The 4,523-nt window shown below is 35.5% G+C and carries 4 protein-coding genes; all 4 read left to right on the forward strand.

Annotated features, from left to right (window positions below; genetic code table 11):
* The first annotated feature begins 563 nt into the window (after nucleotides 1–563).
* Entirely contained in the window at nucleotides 564–1,643 is a 1,080-nt protein-coding gene (locus AC220I_RS18580; protein ID WP_486725358.1) for an EAL domain-containing protein, read from the forward strand.
* Nucleotides 1,644–1,819: 176 nt separating this feature from the next.
* Nucleotides 1,820–2,749 (forward strand): helix-turn-helix transcriptional regulator, encoded by a 930-nt coding sequence (locus AC220I_RS18585; RefSeq protein WP_486725359.1) that lies wholly within the window; start codon nucleotides 1,820–1,822, stop codon nucleotides 2,747–2,749.
* Nucleotides 2,750–2,836: 87 nt separating this feature from the next.
* The gene (locus tag AC220I_RS18590; RefSeq protein WP_486725360.1) at nucleotides 2,837–3,775 is read left to right on the forward strand and encodes an alpha/beta fold hydrolase; all 939 of its coding nucleotides are present in this window, start codon (nucleotides 2,837–2,839) and stop codon (nucleotides 3,773–3,775) included.
* Nucleotides 3,763–4,314 carry a YdeI/OmpD-associated family protein gene (locus tag AC220I_RS18595; protein ID WP_486725361.1) on the forward strand — a complete coding sequence of 184 codons (552 nt, stop codon included), beginning with the start codon at nucleotides 3,763–3,765 and terminating at the stop codon, nucleotides 4,312–4,314. The genes AC220I_RS18590 and AC220I_RS18595 overlap by 13 nt, the downstream gene beginning before the upstream one ends.
* The last annotated feature ends 209 nt before the right edge of the window (nucleotides 4,315–4,523 follow it).

A 4,523-nucleotide genomic window follows, 5' to 3' on the forward strand; every position in this document is an offset into this window, starting at 1 on the left:
AATTAGATGCGCACCAACCCTTTAATTTCGCCAATTGTCACTATCAAAAAAACTAACTTATTTTTTGAGTTTTTCGGCTTGACGGAAATATATGAACCACTAGGCGATATTCAAAACAGGGTGTTAGTTATTTTCGTAGGTATTACTTGACACCAACAATTGTATCGTAAATAAGTAGCGATATGATCATGAGTTTAAAACCATGTCATAGTCATAAAAATCAAGAGCAAATATAACTTGATCATTCAGATATAAAGATACTTTTAGAGCAAAAAAAGATTGTTATCTGTTCATTGCTAAGTTCCAGAACTCACCACTTTACAGATCAAAAATCGGCAAGTTTTTTAAAAATCATTTCATCAACCACCTCCTGATTATGTCAAACAGATTATGTCAAAACAACCACCTAATATCTAAGTAAAACTTAGTCAAAATGTATTTCAAATGCCATGACATGGGTATAACTTATGGAAAGAAGGTGGAAATTTTTGAATAGGGTTTAAATAGAAGAAGCAGACTTAATACGAATGGTGAATTTTATGGACTTTTGTGGGGGGATTTTGATGAGAAAATGCAATAAGTGTCAAGTTATTATGAACTATAGAGGCAATATGAAAGTCTATTTAAGTACAGGTGCAGATCAGTTGATAGACAAGCTTGATCTACTTTTTGCTTCAATGGAAGGGGTTCAAGTAGTAAAACTAGATCAATACTACGAAGTACAAGTGGCTGATTTCTCTGTCTTTATATTGTCGATTGAAAGAAAGCGTCTATTCAGCTCTGTTGAAAAGAAGGATATCTTCATATTACCACTTCACTTGGAATGTGAGCTGAGTTTTGCAAAGTATGCTCAAACCAAGAGCCTATATTATTGGATTTTATATTTTGAAAATATGGATGTTGTAGAAGCAATCGAAAATGCCAGAATAAACGTTGCATTCCAACCGATTTTTGAGGCGGATACTCTAGAAGTATTTGGACATGAGTGTTTAGCAAGGGCCTATGATGAGAACAAGATCTCCATAGGGGCAGACAGGTTATTTGGTGTCAGCAAGGCACTAGGTCTCTCCTTTAACCTAGATAGACAGTGCAGAATAAACGCAATAAAGGCCTCCCATAAGACTGGTGGAAAAAGAGGTAAACTCTTTATAAATTTTATGCCGTCTGTCATATATGATCCTAAGGTTTGCTTGGCGACGACGCATGAGATTGTACAGGAGCTGGGACTTCTTCCAGAGGATATAGTTTTTGAGGTTGTGGAAAGTGAATTGGTTGAAGACTATGACCATTTGGCTTATATTCTGAATTACTATAGAAGCCATGGCTACAAAACGGCTTTGGATGATGTCGGAGCAGGCTATTCAACTCTTAATAATTATGAAAAGTTAAAGACAGACTTCATTAAAATTGATATGTCATACATTTTATCCATTCATGATAGCCCCTCAAAACAAGCATACCTTGATGCGGTTCTAAAAATTAAAAATGACACAGGTGTGAAAATCATCGCAGAGGGAATTGAACATTATAAAGATTATGAATATCTGAGGAAGAGGGGCGTGGATTTGGTCCAAGGCTATTTGTTTGCCAAACCCCAATTTGAGTATTTTGCTTTGGAGTCTGCAAGTGTTGAAAAACAGTGAAAGTAAGAATATCTCAACCCTTTCATACTTTAATGAAGGTACAAAGTCCCATAATACCCCACAGAAGTCTTGTCAAAAAGACTTTTGTGGGGTATTTTTAAGGTAAAGCGATTGAGGATTAGTATAAAAACTGATTTCCTAATTTGCTTCAAACATGGATTAGAAGGGAGACGTAAATGAGAATTGATCGTATGATGAGTATAATACTTATCCTTTTAAATAGAGACCGTGTAACTGCAAAAGAACTATCTGAAAAGTTTGAGGTATCTGTTAGGACCATTTACCGGGATATTGAAGCAATTGACATGGCTGGAATTCCAATTATCTCTTACTCTGGAAATTCAGGTGGATTTGGCATTATGGACAACTACAAACTCAACAATCAGTTACTGACCTTAAACAATATATGCTCTTTAATATCAACACTCAAGGGGATTAATCATACATTTGAAGATAATGAAATTGACAACGCCATTGAAAAACTACGCAGTCTTATACCACAAGATAAAGAAAATCATTTGGATATCCAAATGGATCAATTCATCATAAGCATGCCATCGTGGGCGAATACGACTAGAGAAAAGGTGCTCATAAAGGACATTCGAAAATCAATTGATCAATCCAATTTGTTAACCATCGACTATAGGAACAAACTGAACGAAGTTACAATGAGGCAAATTGAGCCTATTTCAATAATATTTAAGGGCTACACATGGCACTTATTCGCCTATTGTCGTTTAAAAAATGATTATAGAGTGTTTAGAATTTCTCGTATAGTGAGCATGAAAAGAGAAGATGTCACATTTAACCGAAGAAGTATATCCTACTTGGAATATGAAGCGGTGGCTAAAGAGAATGAAGAAACCATTAACATCACTTTAAAGTTTGATTCACAAGTAAGGACTCTGGTTGAAGATATTTTTGCTAAAGAAAATATTGTCACACTCAACAAGGGTGAAATGTTGGTCACAAATCAATTTCCGGATCAAGAATGGGTCATGTCTCTCATAATGAGTTTTGGACAACATGTTGAAGTATTGGGACCTAAACATATTAGGGATGCAGTCTCAAATCGTGTAAAACTAATGTATGATAAATATTATTAAATTTGTTTTTCAAACCTGACATAAGGGTGTCAAACCACTATGCTAAACTGATATTAGTAAATATATTCAGTTGCATAGGAGGATAAAATGTATAATCAATTTTTTAAAGAATCAAAACTCATCTCTGTTAATGATATAGAACTTGAAGTATTTGAGGCAGGTCATCATAATATGGGCAGGCCAATTTTTCTTTGTCATGGATGGCCTCAACATGCTTATGCTTGGCGATATCAAGTTCAGGATTTAGTAGATGCAGGATATCATGTCATTATTCCAAATCAAAGAGGTTATGGACGATCATCATCACCTAGCGAGGTTTCAGAATATGATATTAAGCACTTAACGGACGATTTGCTTGGGCTACTTGATTATTTTGGATATAGTAAAGCAACCTTTATCGGCCATGATTGGGGTGCTACTCTGGTATGGAATTTAACACTGCTTCATCCAAATCGTGTCGATAAAATAATCAATTTAAGTGTACCTTATTTAGACCGTGGTGAGACGCCATGGTTAGAGTTTCTAACCAGTATTCTGGGCCCTGACTACTACATGGTTCATTTTAATCAATTTTATGGTGTTGCAGATGCAATTTTAGACGCTAACAAGGCTCAGTTTCTAAGAAATCTGTATCGTAAAAATATTCCAAACGTAGAGCCTCAACCAGGAAATGAGTTTATCAATCTTGCTTTAAGCAAAAGTCCTTTGGGTGAACCAATTATGAGTGAAGAGGATCTATCCGTTTTTGTTGAAGCATTTGAGACATCTGGCTTTACGGGAAGTATTAACTGGTACAGGAACTTAGATCGCAATTGGCACATTTTAGGTGAAGTGGATCCAATAATCCATCATAATGCTTTAATGATTTATGGTGATAAAGATCCAGTTCAAAAGGCTTTTGACCTCAAAAAAAACGTCCCTAACGTGGAGGTCGTATCAGTAGATTCAGGTCACTGGATACAAGAAGAAAGACCTGATGAAGTCAATAAAATTATTTTGGAGTGGTTGAGTAAGTGGAACATGTAGTTTACTTTAGAGAAAAAAATGAATTTTACAATTGGTTAGAAGAGAATCACACTACAATCGATCACTTTTGGGTTGGATTCTACAAGGTGAAAGCCGAACAAGAGAGTATTACATGGTCTGAGTCTGTAGATGTGGCCCTTTGTTTTGGCTGGATAGATGGTATTCGGAAAACGATAGATTCAAAGTCTTATAAAATTAGATTTACACCACGAAAAGAAAATAGTGTGTGGAGTGCAGTAAATGTAAGCAAAGTATTAAGTTTAATGGAATCAAATCAAATGAGACCTGAAGGTTTGCGAGTGTTTAACTTAAGAAAAGACATGGAGGGTTATTCTTCTAAGACTAGGGAAGTGGAACTTGATAAAGTCTATTTGGAAGAATTCATGTCCAATAAAAAAGCGTGGTCGTATTTTTCGCGTCAAACCTTTACGTATAGAAGAGATGCAATATGGTGGATTATGAGTGCAAAGAAGAAAGAAACCCAGCTAAAACGATTAAACATTTTAGTGGTAGCATCTGAGCAGGATCAAAAAATCTAGATATAAAAATATCTAGATATAAAAAGCCTCAGTTCAAGCATTATTATATATGATTTTCCCCTTAAGATTACGAGTATGTGCCATCCTGCTATCCCTAGTGATGACGATGGCCCCCATGCCCTCAATCTCCTCTACCTCCTTTAAAATTCTTTGGATATCAAGGCCAAAGAATTTTGTCGTATAAAGATCACAATCCAAGGACTTATCAG

It is taken from the genome of Fusibacter sp. (genome assembly GCF_057447755.1).